The sequence below is a fragment of the Burkholderia sp. 9120 genome, from assembly GCF_000745015.1.
Classification (GTDB): Bacteria; Pseudomonadota; Gammaproteobacteria; order Burkholderiales; family Burkholderiaceae; genus Paraburkholderia.
The window spans coordinates 963805-985497 of record NZ_JQNA01000002.1 but is presented as its reverse complement, the minus strand read 5'-3'; the positions used below and the strand labels follow the sequence as shown (position 1 = coordinate 985497).

14 protein-coding genes are annotated in these 21693 nt (G+C 64.0%); 11 read left to right on the top strand and 3 right to left on the bottom strand.

All coding sequences use genetic code 11. The annotated features are described in order from the left end of the window. The first annotated feature begins 267 nt into the window (after positions 1–267). Positions 268–1977 (top strand): tetratricopeptide repeat-containing glycosyltransferase family protein, encoded by a 1710-nt coding sequence (locus FA94_RS12565; RefSeq protein ID WP_035551466.1) that lies wholly within the window; start codon positions 268–270, stop codon positions 1975–1977. Between the two features lie 90 nt (positions 1978–2067). Then, the gene (locus FA94_RS12560; RefSeq protein ID WP_035551465.1) at positions 2068–3093 is read left to right on the top strand and encodes an aldo/keto reductase; all 1026 of its coding nucleotides are present in this window, start codon (positions 2068–2070) and stop codon (positions 3091–3093) included. 132 nt (positions 3094–3225) lie between these two features. Here the strand turns inward: FA94_RS12560 and FA94_RS12555 are convergent, their stop codons facing one another. Continuing rightward, the gene (locus tag FA94_RS12555; RefSeq protein ID WP_035551463.1) at positions 3226–3969 is read right to left on the bottom strand and encodes an SDR family oxidoreductase; all 744 of its coding nucleotides are present in this window, start codon (positions 3967–3969) and stop codon (positions 3226–3228) included. A gap of 138 nt (positions 3970–4107) precedes the next feature. Here FA94_RS12555 and FA94_RS12550 point away from each other — a divergent pair, with 138 nt between their 5' ends. Next, on the top strand, positions 4108–5007 hold the full coding sequence (locus tag FA94_RS12550) for a LysR family transcriptional regulator (protein ID WP_035551460.1): 900 nt from the start codon (positions 4108–4110) through the stop codon (positions 5005–5007). A gap of 179 nt (positions 5008–5186) precedes the next feature. Beyond that, positions 5187–5504, top strand: coding sequence for a single-stranded DNA-binding protein (locus tag FA94_RS12545; protein ID WP_035551458.1), 318 nt, complete (start codon positions 5187–5189; stop codon positions 5502–5504). Here FA94_RS12545 and FA94_RS12540 read toward each other — a convergent pair. Beyond that, positions 5474–6400 carry a LysR family transcriptional regulator gene (locus FA94_RS12540; protein ID WP_035551456.1) on the bottom strand — a complete coding sequence of 309 codons (927 nt, stop codon included), beginning with the start codon at positions 6398–6400 and terminating at the stop codon, positions 5474–5476. The genes FA94_RS12545 and FA94_RS12540 overlap by 31 nt on opposite strands. A gap of 145 nt (positions 6401–6545) precedes the next feature. Between FA94_RS12540 and FA94_RS12535 the strand changes: the two genes are divergently transcribed. From FA94_RS12535 to uvrA, 5 genes are all read left to right on the top strand, one after another. Beyond that, a complete protein-coding gene (locus tag FA94_RS12535; protein ID WP_035551453.1) occupies positions 6546–8309 on the top strand; it encodes an acyl-CoA dehydrogenase family protein in 1764 nt (587 codons plus the stop codon). Continuing rightward, entirely contained in the window at positions 8309–9580 is a 1272-nt protein-coding gene (locus FA94_RS12530; RefSeq protein ID WP_051980552.1) for a CaiB/BaiF CoA transferase family protein, read from the top strand. The genes FA94_RS12535 and FA94_RS12530 overlap by 1 nt, the downstream gene beginning before the upstream one ends. A gap of 70 nt (positions 9581–9650) precedes the next feature. After that, entirely contained in the window at positions 9651–10964 is a 1314-nt protein-coding gene (locus tag FA94_RS12525) for an MFS transporter (protein ID WP_035551451.1), read from the top strand. Positions 10965–11124: 160 nt separating this feature from the next. Beyond that, entirely contained in the window at positions 11125–12753 is a 1629-nt protein-coding gene (cuyB, locus tag FA94_RS12520; protein ID WP_081935885.1) for a cysteate racemase, read from the top strand. A gap of 287 nt (positions 12754–13040) precedes the next feature. Further along, the gene (gene uvrA, locus FA94_RS12515; protein ID WP_051980551.1) at positions 13041–18938 is read left to right on the top strand and encodes an excinuclease ABC subunit UvrA; all 5898 of its coding nucleotides are present in this window, start codon (positions 13041–13043) and stop codon (positions 18936–18938) included. A 227-nt stretch (positions 18939–19165) separates the two neighbouring features. Here the strand turns inward: uvrA and FA94_RS38585 are convergent, their stop codons facing one another. Next, complete coding sequence (locus FA94_RS38585) at positions 19166–19492, bottom strand: hypothetical protein (protein ID WP_156126619.1); 327 nt, start codon at positions 19490–19492, stop codon at positions 19166–19168. Positions 19493–20030: 538 nt separating this feature from the next. On the opposite strand from FA94_RS38585, the gene FA94_RS12510 reads away from it, so the two are divergent. Further along, positions 20031–20693 (top strand): energy transducer TonB, encoded by a 663-nt coding sequence (locus FA94_RS12510; protein WP_051980550.1) that lies wholly within the window; start codon positions 20031–20033, stop codon positions 20691–20693. A gap of 76 nt (positions 20694–20769) precedes the next feature. Continuing rightward, positions 20770–21687, top strand: coding sequence for a MotA/TolQ/ExbB proton channel family protein (locus tag FA94_RS12505; RefSeq protein WP_035551446.1), 918 nt, complete (start codon positions 20770–20772; stop codon positions 21685–21687). The last annotated feature ends 6 nt before the right edge of the window (positions 21688–21693 follow it).

The following is a 21693-nucleotide window of genomic DNA, read 5'->3' as shown; positions in this document are numbered from 1 at the left end:
TAAAACGCGGCACACGCGTCACGTTGGGGCGTGATGCGTGACGCGGCGTGCCTCGGCATGACGCTGTGGGACCGCCCTGCCGCGAACGCGGCGGCACGGCTATCCCGCTCACGCAACTCACGCGGTATGCAGTCGGCCATTCGCATGCGGTCTTTTCGGCGATAATCGGCTTCGTTCTTTCGAACGCGATGCGTGCGCGATCAACGCGCTCCATCGCCCTCGACAGCGCTTTCACGATTCCACCCGCATTCAATTCAAGCTCACCGTATGGGCAAGCCTGCCAATCTGCCGCAACAGTTGGACTCGATGCTTCGGCAAGCCGTCGCGCTTCAACAGAACGGCGCCTTTGCCGAAGCCGAAGAACTCTATCGCGAGATTCTCGAACTCAAGCCTCGTCATTTCGACGCGCTGCAATTGCTGGGCGCACTCGCGCTGCAAGCCGGCCGTCTGGAAGAGGGCGTCGATCTGCTGAAGAAGGCGCTGGCGGTCAACGCCAAACAGGCGCCGATTCATTCGAATCTCGCTTACGCGTTAAACGCCTTGCAGCGTTTCGACGAAGGCCTCGCGAGCGCGGATCGCGCGCTGGCCTTGCAGGCAAAATTCCCCGATGCGTTGAACAATCGCGGCAACGCGCAAGCCGGTCTGAACCAGCCGCTCGATGCGCTCGGCAGTTTCGACCGCGCCATCGCGCTGACGCCGGCTTTCGCGCAGGCCTGGAACAATCGCGCGTGCGTGCTGCGCGATCTGGGCCGTCCCGCGGATGCGCTCGCCAGTTGCGATCACGCGCTGGAGTTACAGCCGAACTATCCCGATGCATGGAGCAATCGCGGCAATGCGCTCAGCGATCTGAACCAGCCGCACGACGCGGAGCTTAGCTACCGGCGCGCGCTTGAACTCGCGCCGGCTTTCACCGATGCATGGAATAACCTCGGCCTCACGCAGATCGACCTCGACCGGCACGCGGAAGCCCTGGCCAGTTACGAGCGTGCGCTGGCCGTGAATCCCACGGCGGCGGAAACGCATTGGAATGAATCGCTGTGTCTGCTGCAAATGGGGCAGCTCGAAGCCGGCTTTCGCAAATACGAATGGCGCTGGGAGCGCAACCGGATCAAGGCCGGCAAGCGCAGCTTCGCGCAGCCGCTGTGGCTCGGCGATTTTTCGATCGAAGGCAAAACGATTCTGCTGCATGCCGAACAGGGTCTCGGCGATACGCTGCAGTTTTGCCGCTATGTGGCGCTGGTGTCGAAACTCGGCGCTAAGGTCGTGCTCGAAGTGCCCGCCGAGTTGATGCGGCTCATGACGACGCTCGACGGTGTGGATCAGTTGATCGAAGCCGGGCAGCCGTTGCCGCCGTTCGATTGCCACTGTCCGTTGCTGAGTTTGCCGCTCGCCTTCAAGACCGACCTCGCGAGCATTCCGTCGGCAACGCCGTATCTGTTCGCGGATCGCGAAGCGGTCGAGCCATGGCGCGAGCGTCTCAACGAGCACGCAAACGGCCGACTCAAAGTCGGTCTGGTTTGGGCCGGCGGCAACCGGCCGCACGTCGCGGAATTGCGCAAGAACGACGCGCGCCGTTCGATCACGTTCGAGCGCCTCGCACCGATGCTCGACCTGCCGAACGTGCGGTTCTTCAGCCTGCAAAAAGGCGCGGCGGCAATGCAGCTAGTGGATAGCGATGCGGGCCGTCACACGGTCATCGACTACACCGAAGCGCTCCACGATTTCGCCGACACGGCGGCACTCGTCGCCAACCTCGATCTGGTGATTTCCGTCGACACGTCCACCGCGCATCTGGCCGGCGCAATGGACAGGCCGGTGTGGATTCTGAATCGCTTCGACACCTGCTGGCGCTGGATGCTGGAGCGCACCGACACGCCCTGGTATCCGCGCGCCCGGCTATTCCGGCAGCCTGCATTAGGCGACTGGGACAGCGTGATCCATGCCGCGCGCAACGCGCTGGCAACGCTGACAACCTAGCCGGAAGCTGCCGTGCCAGCCGACGCGTTTCTGCCGACGCGCGTAGACTGAACCTCCGTTTATCGACGGCTAGGCCACGGAGATTCATCAATGGAATACAGACATCTGGGTGCATCCGGTTTCAAGGTCCCGGTACTGAGTTTCGGTACGGGCACATTCGGCGGCAAGGGCGAGTTCTTCGAAGCGTGGGGCTCCAGCGACGTCGCGGAAGCGCGCCGTCTGATCGACATCTGTTTCGACGCGGGCGTCACCATGTTCGATACCGCCGACATCTATTCGAACGGCGCGTCGGAGTCGGTGCTCGGCGAGGCGCTCAAGGGCAAGCGCGACAAGGCGATCATCTCGACCAAGGCGACCTTCCGTTTCGACGACAGTCCGAACAACGTCGGCTCGTCGCGTTTTCATCTGATTCAGGCGGTCGACGCCGCGCTCAAGCGTCTGCAAACCGACTACATCGACCTGTTCCAGTTGCACGGTTTCGACGCGAAAACGCCGATCGCCGAAGTGATGTCCACGCTCGACGATCTGGTGCGTGCGGGCAAGATCCGCTACACGGGCGTGTCGAATTTTTCGGGCTGGCATCTGATGAAATCGCAGGATGTCGCGGACCGCTATGGCTATCCGCGCTATGTCGCGAATCAGGCGTATTACTCGCTGGTGGGCCGCGATTACGAGTGGGAGTTGATGCCGCTCGGCATCGATCAGGGCGTCGGCGCGGTGGTGTGGAGTCCGCTCGGCTGGGGGCGTTTGACCGGCAAGATCAAGCGCGGCCAGGCGCTGCCCGAAACCAGCCGCTTGCATAAAACCGCCGACATGGGGCCGCCGGTGCCGGAGGAGTATCTGTTCCGCGTGCTCGACGCGATCGACGAGGTCGCCGCCGAAACCGGCAAGACCGTGCCGCAGATTGCGCTGAACTGGCTGTTGCAGCGGCCGACGGTGTCGACGGTGCTGATCGGCGCGCGCAACGAGGAACAGTTGCGGCAGAACCTCGGCGCGGTGGGCTGGAATCTGACGCCCGAACAGATGGCGAAGCTCGATGCGGCCAGCGCCGTGCGTCCCGCTTATCCGTACTGGCATCAGGAAGGGTTCACGGAGCGTAATCCGAAGGCGCTTTAAGCGTCTTTTGCTACCAAACGTAGAAACGTCGTTGCCTCGCCACGCGCCGCGGTCAAACGTGTTCTCGCACGTTCAGCCGCCGCGCGTGGCGATTTCATTTCCGCGCCGCGTCTTGCGTCATGGCAGCTTCAATCAGGCCAATCCGCCGTTGGCGCGCAAGGTCTGACCGTTGACCCAACCTGCGTCCGGACCCGCGAGGAACGACACCACCCCTGCGATATCGTCCGGCTCGCCGAGGCGTTCCAGCGGCGGCATTTTCGCGTAGGTCTGGATCTGCTCATCGCTCTTGCCTTCGAAGAACAGCGCCGTCGCAACCGGCCCCGGCGCGACCGCGTTGACGGTGATGTGACGGCCACGCAACTCCTTCGCGAAGATCTGCGTGAACGCCTCGACCGCCGCCTTGGTCGCGGTGTAGATCGCGTAGCCCGGCAGATTCAGCGCGAGCACCGTGCTCGAAAAATTGACGATGCGGCCGCCGTCGTTCATTCGTTTGGCGGCTTCGCGCAACGTGTTGAAGGTGCCGCGCACGTTGATGTCGAAGGTCTGTTCGTACACGGCGTCGCTGGTGTCGGCGAGCGGCATGGGCTTGAATACGCCGGCGTTGTTGACCAGCAGATCCACTTTGCCCAACTGCTGTTCGGTGCTCTCGAACAGGCGGCGTACGTCGTCGGGATTCGACACGTCGGCTTTTACCGCGATGGCTTTGGCGCCTTCTGCCGAGAGTTTGGCGACGAGCGCGTCGGCTTCGGTTGAACTCGACGCGTAGTTGACGACGATCGCGAAACCGTCGTTCGCGAGGCGTTGCGCGACCGCCGCGCCAATGCCGCGCGAGGCGCCGGTGACGATAGCGACGCGAGCGTTTTTAGTGCTGTTCATGATTCGTTCCCTTTGGATGGAGAGTGGATGAGACACATCATGAGCGCTTTCGCTGTCGAGATAATCCGGCTAGACTGGGCATCATCATTCCATTTGCTTTAATAATGGGCGGCAAACCGCCTGCAAAGGGCGTTCAGCATGGATCGTTTCGAGGAAATGCGCGTGTTCGTGCGGATCGCCGAGCGGCAAAGCTTCACGCGCGCGGCGGACGATCTGCAGATTCCGCGCGCCACCGTCACCACGCTGATGAAGCGCATGGAGCAGCGGCTCGGCGCGCGGCTGCTGGAGCGCACCACGCGCACGGTGCGGCTCACGCCCGACGGCGAAGCGTATTACGGCCGCTGCGTGCGGCTGATCGCCGATATGGAGGAGGCCGAGGGCTCGTTTTCGAACCTCGCGCCGAAAGGGCTGCTGCGGGTGAATCTGCAAGGCACGTTGGCGCGGTACTTCATCGTGCCGGCGCTGCCGGCGTTTCTCGCGCGTTTTCCCGATATCGAGCTGATGATCGGCGAGGACGATCGCTACGTCGATCTGGTGCGCGAAGGGATCGATTGCGTGCTGCGGGCCGGCAATCTGCAGGATTCGTCGATGATCGGGCGGCGCGTCGCGCTGCTGCCTCAGGTGACGGTGGCGAGCCCCGCGTATCTGGCGGCTTATGGCGAGCCGGCCGATCCGGACGCGTTGTCCGCGCATCGGGCGGTCAATTATGTGTCGAGCGCGACCGGCAAGGCGGTGCCGCTGGAGTTCAGCGTCGACGGTCGCGAGGTGGCGATGGTGCTGCCGTCCGCGGTCTCGGTGAGCGGCGTGGAACTGTACACGGGCTCGGCGCTTGCCGGGCTCGGCATCGTGCAGGTGCCGCGATACCGCGTGGCGGATGAACTGGCAGCGGGGCGCTTGCGGATCATTCTCGCGGACTTCCCGCCGCCGCCGATGACGGTGTCTGTGCTGTATGCGCAGAACCGGCAGTTGTCGTCGCGGGTGCGGGTGTTCGCGCAGTGGTTGCGCGAGATTTTCGAAGCGTCGGGCGTCGGCGTGTGAATGCGCGAGCGGTCTTTTTGCGGCGAAGGGTTCGCGTGTGGCGCGTTTTCCGCACGTTCTTTTATGCGAGCCCAGCGGCGTCTCGTGGGATCATACGCACCGTGCTGGGCAATCCGGCTTTTTGCACGGCACGCCCCGAAGTCAGTCGCGGTGGGGCACGCAATAACAGGAGCAGGGCAATGATCGATGGACTGGTGGGCGGGCGCTTGTATGGCGAAGCGCAGATTCGCACGGGGCAAAACGGCAGACGTTTCGTGACGTGCAAGGTACGGGCGACCACCAACGACGGCGACACGATTTTCGTCAACGTGATCGCGTTCGACGACGACGTGCAAACCGCGCTACTCGCGCTGAGCGATGCGGACAGCGTCGCGCTAAGCGGCACCTTGACGCCGAAGGTGTGGACCGACAAGAACGGGCTCGTCAAACCGGCCGTGGACATGATCGCCCACCGTCTTCTGACTGCCTACGAAGGACGCCGCGAAGAGGGCGCCTGAGCCGTTTTTCGCGGTTCGCCGCCGCTGTCGCGCAGATAGTCGACGAAGCGGTCGGCGACCGGCTCCGCGTCGCCGCTTCTGCGCAAAAGCAGCACTTGCGATAACAACGTCTCGCCTTTCAAGGGCAGAAAACACACCCGCGGGTCCTCGATCTGCCGCAACGTGTACGGCACCAGCGCGACGCCCATGCCGAATCCGACCATCGTCACGACCGTCTGCCACAAACGCGCTTCATGGCGGATCAACGGGCTGAAGCCGGCGCTCACGCACTGCGCGATGATCAGATCGTGATAATGCGGCGACACGGTGCGCGGAAACAGAATGAACGGTTCCTGCGCCAGCGCCTGCAAATCCACTTTGCGCCGCTTCGCCAACGGATGATCGGCCGGCAGGCAAATCAGAAACGGCTCGGAAAATACCGGCGTGGAAGTCACGTCGGACGGAAAATTGCCCCAATGCGCGCAGCCCATGTCGATCTGCATCCGCTGGATTGCATGCACCTGTTCGCTCGTGTTCATCTCTTTCAGCACGATTTCGACGCCCGGGTAATCGGCTTCGAATCGACGCACGGCCTGCGGCATGCCTCGGTACAACATCGAATTCACAAAGCCGATTCTGAGCCGGCCCGCGAGCCCATGCGCCGAGCGAACCGTAATGCGTTCCGCCTCGCTCGCCTGCAATAACAGCCGCCGCGCCTCGCCGAGCAGCACCTGACCGGCATTGGTCAGCGCCACCGTTTTGTTGGTGCGCGCGAGCAGTTGCACGCCAAGCTGCTCCTCAAACTTGCGAATATCGAAACTGAGCGCGGGCTGCGAAATGAACAGCCGTTTGGCCGCGCGGCCGAAATGCAGTTCTTCGGCGACCGCCACGAAATAGCGCAATTGCTTCAGGTCCATGGCGGTCTCCGGTTTTCCGATCGATAAGCTGCGTCTATCGTACCGGAACTAAGTTGTATTAGACGATTATCGAAGCCGCTTCTATGCTGTTTCCACAAGGCGCAACCAGGGCCTGGGCTACAAGTTGGATGGAGACGAGACAAGCATGAGCGACATCACCGCGCAGCCGGCACCCGGCGCGTCCCATATTCCCGATAGCCGGGGCATCAATTTCTTCACCAGCGACCCCGATTTCGCGGGCCTGCTCAAACTGCATCTCGGCGAAGCGCTGTATCGGGAACTCGACAGCCAGCTCGTCGAACTCGGCCAACGCGCGTCCGGTGAACTCGACATCTGGGCGCTGTCGGCCGACAAAAACACGCCGCAATTGCGCCATCGCACACGGCGCGGCGAAGCGCTGCAAAGTATCGACAAGCATCCCGATTACATCGCGCTGGAACGTGTGGCGTACGCCGAGTTGGGACTGGCGTCGCTGAGCCACGCAACCCGCGAAGGCCAGAAAACGCCGCCGCCGCTCGTCAAATACGCGCTGACTTTCCTGTTCGTGCAGGCGGAGTTCGGCCTGTGCTGTCCGGTGAGCATGACTGATTCGCTCACCCGCACGCTGCGCAAATTCGGCGCGCCCGAACTGGTCGCGCGGTTCTTGCCGCGGCTGGCGTCGCGCGATTTCGACTCGCTGTTTCAAGGCGCGATGTTCATGACGGAGCAGGCGGCGGGCTCCGACGTCGCGCGAATCGCGACGCGCGCCACGCTGGAAACGGATGCGCAGGGCGCGCAAACATGGCACCTGCACGGCGACAAATGGTTCTGCTCGAACGCCGACGCCGATCTCGCGATGGTGCTGGCGCGTCCCGATACCGCGCCGGCAGGCATCAACGGTCTCGCGCTGTTTCTGCTGCCGAAGACGCTGCCGGACGGCTCGCGCAACGCCTACCGCATTGTGCGGCTGAAGGACAAGCTCGGCAGCCGTTCGATGGCGAGCGGCGAGATCGTGCTGGAAGGCGCCACCGCGTATCTGATCGGCGAAGTGGGGCGCGGTTTTCATCAGATGGCCGACATGATCAACATGTCGCGTCTGTCGAACGGCGTGCGCGCGGCCGGCTTGATGCGGCGCGCTGTGACGGAAGCGCTGCATATCGCGCGTCATCGCGAAGCGTTCGGCCGCAAGCTGATCGATATGCCGCTGATGCAGCGTCAATTGCTCAAGATGATGCTGCCCGCCGAACAGGCGCGCTCGATGTTCATGCAGATCGCGCTGCTGCTCGACCAGGCCGATGCCGGCGACCATCAGGCGGCGAAATGCGTGCGCATCCTCACGCCGTTGATCAAGTTCCGCGCCTGCCGCGACGCACGCCGCGTAACTGGCGACGCCATGGAGGTGCGCGGCGGCACCGGTTACATCGAAGAATGGAGCGACGCGCGGCTGGTGCGCGACGCGCATCTCGGCTCGATCTGGGAAGGCACCAGCAATATCGTCGCGCTCGACATCGCCCGCGCGGCGAAACGCGACGGCGCGCTTGAACCGTTGCGCGCGTATTTGCTGGACCGGCTCGGCGCGGCCGGTTTGCCGGCGACGAGTCTCGCGTTGTTGCGCGCCACGCTGACGCGCGCCTGCGATGCACTGGCGAGCGTCGCGGAAGCCGGCCGCGACGAATGGGTCCGGCAGGCGGGCACGGCGTTGTATCACGCGAGCACCGCGGTGCTGATGGCGTGCGAAGGCGTACGGCTCGCGCCGGATTACCGGCGTCTTGCGCTGAGTCATCTGGTGGTGCGGCATAAGTTGTTGCCGATCGATCCGCTGAATCCACGGAGTTCGGCCGATGAACCCGGTGTGATCGACGCGTTGGTGAACGGCCGTAGCGTGACGCTCGAACAGGCACTGCAAGTGTTGCCGGAAGGGAGCGCGTGATGACGGCGTCCAGTAGTGCAAAGAGCGCACAAAGCACCCGAGGCGCGCTGCAAGGCATCAAGGTCATCGACTTGAGCCGCGTACTCGGCGGCCCGTACTGCACGCAAGCGCTAGCCGATCACGGCGCCCAGGTGATCAAACTCGAACCGCCCGACGGCGACGAAACACGCGGCTGGGGTCCACCGTTCTACGGCGACACCGCGTGGTATTTCGCGGGCGTCAACCGCAACAAGCAGGGCATCGCCGTCGACCTGTCGCGCGACGAGGGCCGCGCGATCCTGTGGAAACTGCTCGAGGACGCCGATGTACTGGTCGAAAACTTCAAACCCGGCACACTCGCGCGCTGGGGCATGGACTACGAGCGCGATCTGCGCGAGCGTTTCCCGAAGCTGATTCATTGCGCGGTCTCGGGCTTCGGCCCCGACGGCCCGCTCGGCGGCTTACCCGGCTACGACGCCGCCATTCAGGCGATGACCGGCCTGATGAGCGTGAACGGCGAACTTGACGGACCGGCCACGCGCGTCGGCCTGCCGGTCGTCGACATGGTCACGGGCCTGAACGCGCTCGCCGGCATTCTGCTCGCGCTCGCCGAACGCGCGAGCAGCGGACGCGGCCAGTCGATCGATATCGCGTTGTACGACTGCGGCGTGTCGCTGCTGCATCCGCATCTGCCGAATTATTTCGGCTCCGGCCGCACGCCGCAGCGCAGCGGCAACGCGCATCCCAACATCACGCCGTACGACAGCTATCGCACCGCGAGCGCGCCGATCTTTCTGGCGGTCGGCAACGACCGGCAGTTCGCGCGGCTGTGCGCGCATCTCGGCGCGCCCGAACTCGCCGACGATCCGCGCTATGTCGACAACCGCAGCCGCTGCGCGCATCGCGAGCCCTTGAAGGCGGCGCTCGAAAACCTGCTCGCCGCGCACGACTGCGAGCCGCTCGCGCAGGCGCTGATCAACGCGGGCGTGCCCTGTGGTCCGGTGCAAACCGTCGACGTGGTCGCGCGCCATCCGCATACGTTGCATCGCGGGATGGTAGTCGAGCTGGGCGCGTATCGCGGCACGGCGTCGCCGATCAAGCTCTCGCGCACGCCGGCCACGTATCGCAGCGCGCCACCGGCGCTCGGCGGCGATACGTGCGCGGTGCTGGATGGGTTGGGGATCGACGCGGCGACGCAGCAGAGGTTGTTCGAGGCGGGTGTGTTGCGCGGCGAGATGCCGAAGGGCTGTGAGCCCGAACCCGCTGCGCTCAACGTGAGCCCACCCGATTAATCACCGCAGTCCCCCGACGACGGCTCACAGAAGCCGCGCCATCCAGAAGAACGACCTTGGAGACAAACCCATGAATCGCGAGCCAGACGACCACGCCGCAGCCCGGCAACCCACGCGCGCCGCAGCGGCGGCTTTCGTGGGCACCACCATCGAGTGGTACGACTTTTACATCTACGCCACGGCCTCCGCGCTGATCTTCGGCAAGCTGTTCTTTCCCGGCGGCGATCCGTTCTTCGCGACGCTGGCGTCGTTCGGCACCTTCGCGGTCGGCTTTTTCGCGCGACCGTTCGGCGGCCTGGTGTTCGGCCATCTCGGCGACCGCATCGGTCGCAAGAAAGCGCTGGTGGCGACGCTCGCGATCATGGGCGTCGGCACGGTCGGCATCGGCTTTCTGCCGACTTACGCGAGCGCCGGTGTGTGGGCGCCGGTGTTGCTGGTGCTGCTGCGCGTCGCGCAGGGCATCGCGATCGGCGGCGAGTGGGGCGGCGCGGTATTGATGGCGAGCGAACATGCGCCGCAGGGTAAGCGGACCTTCTTCGCGTCGTTCGCGCAACTCGGCAGTCCGGCGGGTTTGATTCTGTCGCTGATCGCGTTTCGCGCGGTGGCGTCGATGGATAAGGACGCGTTTCTCAGCTGGGGCTGGCGCCTGCCGTTTCTCGCCAGCGCGCTGCTGCTGGTGGTCGGTCTGCTGATCCGCGTGGGCGTCGACGAATCGCCGGAATTCAAGGCGCTCAAGGCACAGCGCCGGGTCGCCGCGCTGCCGGTCGTCGAAGTGGTGCGCGACGCGTGGCGCACGCTGCTGCTGTGTCTCGGCGCGAACGTGATCGGCGTGGCCGGTGCGTGGTTCGTCAACACCTTCATGCTCAATTACACGACGCAGACGCTCGGCCTCGATCGCTCGCTGATTCTCGATTGTCTGTTCGTGGTCGCGTTCATCCAGTTGTTCACGCAACTAGGTTCGGGCTGGTTCGCGCAGCGCATCGGCACGGGACGGTTCCTGAAAGGCGCGGCGGCGCTGGCGATGCTGTCGCCGTATCCGATGTTCGCGCTGGTCTCGACCGGCCGGCCGCTGGCGATCGTGATCGGCATCGCGCTCGCGGTGATGTGCATGTCGAGTTCGTATGCCGTGATGGCCGGCTTCATGTCGACCGCGTTCCCCGTGCGCGTGAGGTATTCGGCGATCTCGCTGTCGTACCAGCTGTGCGCGGCGCTGGCCGGCGGCTTGACGCCGCTGATCGGCACCGTGCTCGCGCATCGCTATCCGGGCGCCTGGTGGCCGCTGGCCGTGTTCTATAGCGTGCTGGCCGGGATTTCGCTGGTGTGCATCGGCACGCTGGAACGCCGCAAGCAAGGCACGACGCAGGCCGTCGTCGAAGCAGTCTGAATGACGCGCCGGCGTGTTGCCGCGCCGGTCTGAAAACAGATGGAAATTGTTTTTCGTGGTTAACCCCACGTCATACTCGCGCGACATAATGTCATCCTCAAGCGCGCAGAACTCGCCCGCCATTTAGGCGGACGAAAAAAAATGACAGGGGAAGGTCATCATGAATCGCTATCGTTCACTGGGCGTTGTGACCGGCGCGGCGCAACTCGCCAGCGCCGACGTCTTGTGCCGGATGAGCGCGGCCTGGCGCCGGCCCGGCGCGGTGAAGCCGTTCGATCTCGTGCTCGAAGAGCGGAGCTGGCACGGTCCGGCTTCGCAGAGCGCGGCGAACGCCACCTTCAAGATTCACGTATTCGACACGCTGCGCGCTTTTGAAAAACGCGGCGTCGATGCAATCGTGCTGCCGTGCTTTCTCAGTCACACCTTTATCGACGAACTGTCGGCGAACGTCGCGCTACCTGTGGCGAACATCATGAGCGCGCTATCGGCGCATGTGCGCCAGGCGTTTCCGTCGGTGCGCCGGATCGGCGTGCTGACGTCCGACGCGATCCGCGACAACGGTCTCTTTGAGCGCTATTTCGAAGCCCCGGGCTTCGACGTGCTGCATCCGCTCAACACAGCGGGCGTCGATTGTGTGACCAGCGCGGTGTACGGCGACGCGGGCATCCGCAGCGGTCATTTTTACGGCCGGCCGATCGAGTTGCTGCGCGCCGCTTGTGCGGACCTCGTCGCGCAAGGCGCCGAGATCATCGTGCCCGGTCTCGCCGAAATCGCGCTGGTGGCACGCGCGCTCGACACGCTGCCGGTGCCGTTCGTCGATGCCAATCTGGTCTACGCGCGCTACGTTGCCGCAGCGCAATTTACGCAGCCGGAGCGGCGCTTCAAGGTGGGCGTGCTGGGCGGCGTTGGCCCCGCGGCCACCGTCGATTTCATGAGCAAGCTGGTGCGCAACACGCCCGCCGCGCGCGATCAGGATCACATCAAGATCATGGTCGAACAGAATCCGCAGATTCCGGATCGTACCGAAGCGCTACTCGGCCGCGGAATCGATCCGACGCTCGCGCTCTACGCCGCGTGCAAGACGCTCGAAGACGGCGGCGCGGATCTGATCGCGATTCCGTGCAATACGGCGCATGCGTTCGTCGAACAGATCCAGCCGTCGCTGACCATTCCGATCGTGAATATGCTGACCTGTACCGCCGATTATCTGCGCGACGCTTTTCCCGACGTGCGTGAGATCGGCGTGCTGGCCACCACGGGCACGCTCGCCAGCGGCGTCTACGAAAGCGCGCTCGCAGCGAGCGGCTTCGTGCAGATCGCGCCGCGCGCGCCTGCGCAGACGCGGCTGATGAACGCGATCTACGGGCCGAACGGCGCGAAGGCGGGCTTCAGGTCCGGCGAGTGTTGCGAGGATCTTGGCGCGGCGATCGACGATCTGGTCGCGCAAGGCGTGCAGGTGATCGTGCTCGGATGCACCGAGTTGCCGCTGCTGATGGGTGATACCGCGCCGAGTGGCGCAAGTGGCGCGAGTGGCACAGAAGGGCAGACGGTGCGCTTCGTCGATCCGACCGATGTGCTCGCGCGCCGCTGCGTGGCTTATGCGCTGGGTGCGAGCAACACGCTGGAAAGCGCGGTCGAGGCGATCGCGCCGGAGGTTGGCGCACCGGCGGCGCTCGCTTCGGAATCCGCCGCGCCGCAAGCCGCGCCCCAAGCCGCCGCGCGGGACGCGAAGCGCGTGCGCGGCGCACGCACGCGGGTTCGCACTCGCGTGGAAGGTGTATTTAGCTAGGCCGGCCGCGCCGGCGCGTTATCGTGAGCCGGCGCGGTTCTGTTTCGCCATCCTGTTTCGTCCGACGCCGGTTCCGGCGTTTTCCCGATACGTGTTTCACGACGGCACAACGCTTGCTGACCGGTTGGTCAGCCTGTTCGTGTCATGGAAAACTGTATAAATATACAGTATAGTATCCCGTTGCAACCCGGGCTTCGGCGTGTGTCCCCGCCGGCTCAACTGCACCGAACTTGCGCGGTCGCGAGGCGTCCGTGAGAGGTGGCCCACTCCTTCAAACGGTCGAAAAATTGGCATCTAACGGCATCATCCAGATTCGCGGCGCGCGCCAGCACAACCTCAAGAACGTCGATCTCGACATCCGAACCGGCGAAATGACGGTCGTCACCGGCCCGTCCGGTTCCGGCAAGTCGAGCCTCGTGTTCGACACGCTGTACGCGGAAGGGCAGCGGCGCTACGTCGAAACTTTCAGCGCCTACGCGCGGCAGTTCCTCGACCGCATGGACCGGCCGCAGGTCGACCGGGTGGACGGCGTGCCGCCCGCCATCGCGATCGACCAGACCAATCCGGTGCGCAGCTCGCGCTCCACGGTCGGCACCATGACGGAGCTCAACGACCACCTGAAGCTACTGTACGCGCGCGCGGCGGAGTTGTTCGACCGCCAGACGTCGCTGCAGGTGCGTCACGACACGTCGGAAACCATTTACGCCGAGCTCGTCGAACGTACCGCGCAGCAGGGCGCCGAACCGCGCCTCGTGGTCACGTTCCCGGTGGAATTGCCGGAATCCGCCTCTGAGCAGGAAGTGGAGCAATGGCTGTCGGCGAGCGGCTATACGCGCGTCCAGGCGCAGCGCGAGGTGGATTCGCCCACCGGCCGGCGCAAGCTGCTCGACGTGGTGGCCGACCGCTTCCGGCTGAGTTCGGTCGACAAACAGCGGGTGGTCGAGGCGATCGAGGCGTCGCTCAAACGCGGTGGCGGGCGCGCGAATATTTACGTGCTGCCGGCCTCGTCGGAAGGGCCGGAGAGCGAAGCGGCCGAGCCGGTGATCTGGCGTTTCTCCACCGGTTTGCATAGCCCGGAAAGCGATCTGCGCTATGCCGATCCGCAGCCGGCGCTGTTCTCGTTCAACTCGGCTTACGGCGCGTGCGAAGTCTGCCGCGGGTTCGGTCGCGTGATCGGCGTCGATCTCGGGCTGGTGATTCCCGACGCGCGCAAGACGTTGAGCGAAGGCGCGATCAAGCCGATGCAAACGCCCGCGTGGAAGGAGTGCCAGGACGATCTGATGCGCTACGCGGCGAAGGCCGGCATCCGTCGCGGCACGCCGTGGGGCGAGTTGACGGACGTTGAACGCGACTGGGTCATCAACGGTTCGCCGGACTGGAACGGCAAGTGGCAAACCCATTGGTACGGCGTCAAACGCTTCTTCGAGTATCTCGAATCGAAGGCGTACAAGATGCATATCCGCGTGCTGCTGTCGAAGTACCGCAGCTATACGCCGTGCGAGACCTGCGGCGGCGCGCGGCTGAAAACGGAATCGCTGTTGTGGCGTCTCGGCAGCAAGGCGAATGCGGACCAGGTGCTGCCGGAAGGCAAGCGTTTCATGCCGCGCGGCGTCGAGTGGACCCGTCCGCAACTCGAAGCGTTGCCCGGGCTGACCGTGCACGATTTGATGTTGCTGCCGATCGAGCGCATCCGCCGTTTCTTCGACGAAATCAGCCTGCCCAGCGCGTTGCTCGACGACGCGCTCAAGCTGCTGCTCGCCGAGGTGCGCACGCGCCTCAAATATCTGTGCGACGTCGGCCTCGGGTATCTGACGCTCGACCGGCAAAGCCGCACGCTGTCGGGCGGCGAGGTGCAGCGGATCAACCTGACTACAGCGCTCGGCACGTCGCTGACCAAGACGCTGTTCGTGCTCGACGAGCCGAGTATCGGCCTGCATCCGCGCGACCTGAACCGGATCGTCGAGGCGATGCATCGGCTGCGCGACGCGGGCAATACGCTGGTGGTGGTCGAGCACGATCCGTCGGTGATGCTCGCGGCCGACCGGCTGATCGACATGGGTCCGGGGCCGGGCGAACGCGGCGGCTCGATCATTTACGACGGCGTGCCGGAGGCGATCCGTTCGTCCGGCACGCTGACCGGCGAGTACCTCGGCGGTCGCCGGCATGTGGCGGACGCGGCCCACTGGTCGCAACGTCCGGTGGATGCAAAGACGCCGCGCATCGTGCTCGAAGGCGCGACCGAACACAATCTGCGCGACGTCACGGTAGAGATTCCGTTGCAGCGGCTCGTCTGCGTGACAGGCGTGTCGGGCTCCGGCAAATCCACGCTGCTGCAGGACGTGCTGTATCCGGCCATGGCGCGGCACTTCGGTCTCGCCACGGAATCGCCCGGCGCATTCCGCAGTCTGACGGGCGCAGACCAGGTCACGGATGTCGTGTTCGTCGACCAGTCGCCGATCGGCAAGACGGCGCGCTCGAATCCGGCCAGTTACGTCGGCGCGTTCGACGAAATCCGCAAGCTGTTCTCGAAGGCGCCGCTCGCGCAGCAGCGCGGCTACGGCCCGGGCATGTTCAGCTTCAATTCCGGCGACGGGCGCTGCCCGACCTGCGGCGGCTCGGGTTTCGAGCACATTGAAATGCAGTTCCTGAGCGACGTGTACCTGCGTTGTCCGGATTGCGACGGGCGCCGTTATCGCGCCGAACTGCTCGAAGTGAAGATCGAGCGCGGCGAACCGGCGCGTGCGTTGAGCATTGCCGACGTGCTCGAATTGACCGTCAGCGAAGCCACGGCTTATTTCGCGAAAGACGCCGAAGTCCTGCGCGTGCTGCAGCCTATCGTCGACGTCGGCCTCGAATACGTGAAGCTCGGTCAACCGGTGCCCACGCTATCGGGCGGCGAAGCGCAGCGGCTCAAACTCGCCGGTTTCCTCGCGGAATCGGCGCAGGCGAGTACCGCGCGCAGCGCGAACAAACCGGTCGCGAAGCGTCTGTTCATGTTCGACGAACCGACCACCGGTCTGCATTTCGACGACATCGCCAAGCTGATGCAGGCGTTCGGCAAGCTGCTCGCGAGCGGCCATTCGCTGATCGTGATCGAACACAATCTCGACGTGATTCGGGCGGCCGACTGGCTGATCGATCTCGGCCCCGAAGGCGGCGACGGCGGCGGCCGCGTGCTGTGCGCGGGTACGCCGGAAGAGGTCAAACAGTGCGCGGAGTCGCACACGGGCGTAGCGCTGCTGCAATACGATCGCGCCATGGACGCGGCGGCCGAACCGGCGTCGCAAGGCATTCCGTTGCAAAAGGCGTTGAGCGCGGCACGCGCGCGGCGGGCGATCGAAGGCGAAGACGTAGTGCGGATCGTCAACGCGCGCGAGCACAACCTGAAAGCGCTGGACGTGGACATTCCGCACGGCAAGTTCAACGTGATTACCGGCGTGTCCGGTTCGGGCAAGTCCACGCTCGCGTTCGACATTCTGTTCCACGAAGGGCAGCGCCGTTATCTCGAGTCGCTGAATGCGTATGCGCGCTCTATCGTGCAACCGGCCGGGCGGCCGGAGGTCGACGCGGTGTACGGCATTCCGCCGACCGTCGCGATCGAACAGCGGCTCTCGCGCGGCGGCCGTAAGAGCACCGTCGCGACGACCTCCGAGGTGTGGCACTTTCTGCGTCTGCTGTATGTGAAGCTCGGCTTGCAGCATTGCATTCACGACGGCACGCCGGTCACTTCGCAAAGCGTCGAATCGATCGCGGCGCAATTGCTGCGCGATCACAAGGGCCAGCATGTCGGGTTCCTCGCGCCGCTGGTGGTGAACCGCAAGGGCGTCTATACGGATCTTGCGAAATGGGCGAAGGCGCGCGGCAATACGCATCTGCGCGTGGATGGCGAATTCGTGCCGGTGGACCCGTGGCCGAAGCTCGACCGTTTCCGCGAACACACCATCGAACTGCCGGTGACCGACCTGATCGTGTCGGCGGATCATGAAGCCGAGTTGCGTGAGGCGCTTCACCAGACGCTGGAAATCGGCAAAGGCGTGATGCATCTGCTGGCGCCGCTCGACGGTCTGCATGCCGCGATTAGCGGCGGCAAGCCGACCGCGAAGCTGGGCGCGGTGAAGGTGCTGTCCACCAAACGTGCGTGCCCGGTGTGCGGCACCAGTTATCCGGAACTCGATCCGCGCATGTTCTCGTACAACAGCAAGCATGGCTGGTGTACCACCTGCGTCGGCACGGGCCTCGAACTCACGCGTGAACAACGCGCCGCGTACGACGACACGATCGTCGCCGACGACAATCGCGGCCGCGAGCAGAGCTTGCCGTCGGAAGAGCAGGAACCGGAAGGCCTCGTCGACGAACCTTGTCACGATTGCCACGGCACGCGGTTGAATCCGACTGCGCGCGCGGTGACGTTCAACGCGCAGGCGATCGTCGACGTCGCGCAATGGACCGTGTCCGATACGCGCACGTGGATCGAGACGTTGAAAATGAGCGGGCGCGACGCGGAAATCGCGCGCGACGTGATTAGCGAAATCGGCAGCCGTCTGCAGTTTCTCGAAGAAGTCGGGCTCGGTTATCTGAGTCTGGATCGCGCGGCGCCGAGCCTGTCGGGTGGTGAGGCGCAACGAATCCGGCTGGCTGCGCAACTGGGCAGCAATCTGCAGGGCGTGTGTTACGTGCTGGATGAACCGACCATCGGTTTGCATCCGCGCGACAACCAGATTCTGCTGAACGCGCTGCGTAAGCTAGGCGATAAAGGCAATACGCTGGTGGTCGTCGAGCATGACGAAGATACGATTCGGCGTGCCGATCACATCATCGATATCGGACCGGGCGCCGGGAAACGCGGCGGCACGCTGATCGCGCAGGGGAGTGTGAGCGACCTGTCTGCGCAACCGGATTCGTTGACCGGGCAGTTTCTCGCCAATCCGATCGTGCATCCGTTGCAGCCGCGTCGCGCAGTGACGGCGGCGAGTAAGCGTGCGCCCGCGGTGCCGGAGAACTGGCTGACCGTGCACGGTGCGAAGCTGCACAATTTGCGCGATGTCACGGTGGGTATTCCGCTATCGAGACTGGTCGCGGTGACCGGCGTCAGCGGTTCAGGCAAGTCCACGCTTGCCCGCGACGTGCTGATGACCAATCTGCTGGATGCGGTCGGGCGCTCGGTGCTGTCGTCGCCGGCCACGCGGCGGGCGCGCGCGGCGGCGGAAGAGAAGCCGGCGGCGAACCGTCGTTCGAGCGTGCTGGCGCGCTCGGCGCCGCGCGCGCCGTTGGACGTTACGCATGCGTGGCAAGGCTGCGATTCGATCACCGGATGGGAAACCATCGACCGTGTGCTCGAGGTCGATCAAACGCCGATCGGGAAGACGCCGCGTTCGTGTCCGGCTACGTATATCGGCGTGTGGGATGCGATCCGCAAGCTGTTCGCGGGCACGCTCGAAGCGCGTGCGCGTGGCTACACGGCCTCGCGCTTCTCGTTCAATACCGGCGAGGGGCGCTGTCCGGCTTGCGAGGGGCAGGGCGTGCGCACCATCGGCATGAGTTTCCTGCCCGACGTGAAGGTCGGTTGCGACGTGTGCCATGGGCAGCGCTTCAATCCCGAGACGCTCGCGGTCACGTGGCGCGGCAAGAATATCGGCGACGTGCTGACCATGGAAATCGACGAGGCCGTCGAGTTCTTCGCGCCGATCTCGAACATCGCGCATCCATTGCAATTGATGAAAGACGTCGGGCTTGGGTATCTCACGCTCGGTCAGCCGTCGCCCACGTTGTCGGGTGGCGAAGCGCAGCGGATCAAGCTCGTGACCGAGTTGAGCAAGGTGCGCGATGACATCACTCGGCGCGGGCAGAAGCCGCCGCATACGCTGTACGTGCTCGACGAGCCGACGGTCGGCCTGCATATGGCCGACGTCGCGAAGCTGATCCGCGTGCTGCATCGTCTCGCGGACGGCGGGCATAGCGTTGTGGTGATCGAGCACGATCTGGACGTGATCGCCGAGGCAGACTGGATCATCGATCTGGGTCCGGAAGGCGGCGTGGGCGGCGGCAGCATTGTCGCTGCCACGGATCCCGAAGGGCTGGTGCGCGTCGCGGCCAGTCATACCGGCGTGGCCTTGCGGCCTGTTCTTGCCCGGACGCAGACACAGCACAACACGGCGATCGCGGCGGGCGAAGGGACGAACGGTTGAGATGGTGGGGCGGCAGGGCGACGTAATGGGTCGTTGCCGCCCTGTTTCGACAGCTAGACCCGTGCGTCTGGTATTGCGGTGTCAACCTGTCTGAAACGCCGCGCGTGATGTTGGTGGCAATAGTTGCAACCAGTGAATATTAATAGTCGCAACCCGCTGGATATTAATAGTTGCAACCCGCGGACATTAACTGCGCGCTATTATTTTGACTGTTAGCTTTATGTAATTTATTTGAGTGTATTTGTAATAAAACAAAAGACGCCAGCCAGATGCGCATTTAGAGTGTCGTAAATACCGCTAAAAAGTTTTTTCAAACACGCTTTTCCTTCTGCTATCTTCTCGCCTTCGGCCGCGGTCTCGTTCCGGCGCCGATCATCACGTTGACCCTGCTGTTCCCGCTCCGCTCCGGCTGCCTGCAGCCACCGCGGAAAGCCCGCCTGGAAGGCGTTTCGCCTTGCCGCGGACTGGCTTCGTGAACCGCTCGAGTGTCCGTTGGTGCGCCCCGCATGAGCGGCGGCATCCTCAATGCTGGGTCGCGACAGGCGATTCGGCATCTGTTCGACATACGCTTATTCTTTTAAAGCGTCGCGAATACGGCATTAGTTAGAGGCTTTTCTCTAAACTTAGTATGCTCCCATCAAAAAAAGTTTGACCGCGCATTTTTTGTCCTGCTATCGTTGCCTCCCATGAAACGCATGTGACGTTGGCGCAAAAAGTTCCAGGCACTACCGCGGACCCTGCCCAATTCGTCACCGGCGTTGGATGCGAAAGAGAAATCCGCGGGACGAAATTAATCTATTAGTAGTTCTACTTAGACTAAGCGATCAGTGTCGCGGGACTTGTTGCGGCTGTTTCTCATGGCTGCACGTGTCGTCGAATCGGAGCTGGAAAGCACGGCAGTCGTTTTGCACTGCAAAACAAACCACTGCCCGATCAACGGGCTCGGCTGAAGTGGGCGTTGTTTGCAGTTCCCCGAGGGCAATCCCTTCGGGCGTCGTAAGCGCACTGCAGTTACAGAAATGGACGGTTCACGCCGGAGGAGTAAAGGTGGGTACGAAAGTTGAAGGACAATTTCCGGCAGCAGCGGCCCGGATGCAGAGGCCAGGACGACCCCGCGAGTTCGGGCGCAAGCAGCAAAACCCAGTACGCCGCTACGGCGGTATCGCAGCCGTTCTGCTCCTGCACGTCGTGCTGATTTATGCACTCGTCAACGGCCTTGCCACCAAGGTCGTGCAGGTCATCCAGCATCCCATTGAAACGAAGATCATCGAGCCGGTGAAACCGCCGCCGCCGCCGCCGTTGCCGACCGTGGAGTTGCCGCCGCCGAAATTCGCGCCGCCGCCGCCGCCGTTCGTGCCGCCGCCGGAAGTGCAGGTGCAGACGCCGCCGCAGCAGACCATCACGCACCAGTCCGCACCGGTCGTGTCGGCGCCGGCTGTGGCAGCACCGGTGGTTGCGCCGCCCGCGCCGACCAAGCCGGTCAGCACGGAAGTTGGCGTGGTGTGCCCGAATTCGGATCAGATTCGCTCGTCGATTCATTACCCGAAAGAGGCGCAGGAAAACAACGTCACGGGTGATGTGCTGATCGAGTTCGTGGTCGACCCGCAAGGCCACATCACGAATGAGCGTGTTGCCAAGTCGTCGGAAGATTCTTCACTGGATCGCGCTGCGTTCAACGCGGTCAAGCAGTTCACGTGCGTTTCCCAAGGCCAGGCTGTCCGTGTGCAAGTTCCGTTCTCGTTTAACCTGAACTGAGTGCACAGGCTGTTCGGTACCGGTAGCGATTTGTCAGTCTTGGTTTAGAAGTTGTACTAATGAACATGGAGCAGGCATGAAGAAGCGTACTCTCGCCGCATTGGCGGCAACCCTGTTGTTCGCCGTAACCACGGTGGATACCTTTGTAGCACCGCATATGGCTAATGCACAGGCTAGCGACGCCACCGCGTCGGCAGCCGCCGCACCGGCTTCGGCCGCCGCCACCGCTACGCCGCAAACGGCCTCGGCCGCCGACGACGCCGTGCCGCCGCCGCAGCCCGCCGCGTCCGAAACCGTCAACAACCCGTACGGCCTCGGCGCACTGTGGAAGAACGGCGACTTTGTTGCACGCTTCGTGCTGATCCTGCTGGTGCTGATGTCGATGGGCAGCTGGTACATCATGATCACCAAGTTCTTCGAGCAGTTCCGTGCGAACCGCCGTGCGAAGAGCGCCGACGAACAACTGTGGACCGCACCGTCGCTGGTTGAAGGCGCGAAGCTGCTCGACGAAGGCTCGCCGTTCCGTTTCATCGCCGAAACCGCGATCGAAGCCGGCGAACATCACGACGAAGCGCTGCTCGAAGCAGTGGACCGCAACACGTGGATCGACACTTCGGTCGAACGTGCGATCACCAACGTGTCGAATCGTCTGCAAGACGGTCTGGCGTTCCTCGGTACGGTCGGCTCGACGGCTCCGTTCGTCGGTCTGTTCGGTACGGTGTGGGGGATTTATCACGCGCTGACGGCGATCGGTATTGCCGGCCAGGCGTCGATCGACAAGGTCGCAGGCCCGGTGGGTGAAGCGCTGATCATGACCGCAATCGGTCTGGCAGTGGCAGTGCCCGCCGTGCTCGGCTACAACTTCCTGGTTCGCCGCAACAAGTCGGTGATGGAGCGTGTGCGTGGATTCGGCGCACAACTGCACACCGTCCTGCTGGCGGGCAGCCGCCGCTCGGCGCGCGCCACGGCGCGTGAAGCCTCGCTGGCCCAATAAGCGGAG